This window comes from Streptomyces caelestis (assembly GCF_001279005.1).
GTDB lineage: Bacteria > Actinomycetota > Actinomycetes > Streptomycetales > Streptomycetaceae > Streptomyces > Streptomyces heliomycini.
In genome coordinates this window covers 1-231 of record NZ_LGCN01000175.1, presented here as the reverse complement: position 1 = coordinate 231, position 231 = coordinate 1, and the positions used below count along the sequence as shown (strand labels likewise).

The 231-nt window shown below is 71.4% G+C and carries 1 protein-coding gene; it reads left to right on the top strand.

The genetic code is table 11. From position 1 onward, the window contains the following. Positions 1-231, top strand: a 231-nt coding sequence (locus tag ADK41_RS15400; protein WP_159043980.1) for a DDE-type integrase/transposase/recombinase, incomplete at both ends; no start/stop codon positions are given.

The following is a 231-nucleotide window of genomic DNA, read 5'->3' as shown; positions in this document are numbered from 1 at the left end:
TGGTCACCGACGCGATCGAGATGGCTGTGGCCGCCCGCGACGGCCAGGCGAAGGGCGCCGTTCTCCACACCGACAGGGGCGCCCAGTACAGCGCGGCCGCCTTCGCCGACGTCTGCCGCCGGCACGGCATCCGCCGCAGCAGGGGCCGGGCCGGCTCGAGCTACGACAACGCCCTGGCCGAGTCGTTCTTCCAGAGCCTCACACGAGAACTGCTTCACGGACACCGCTGGA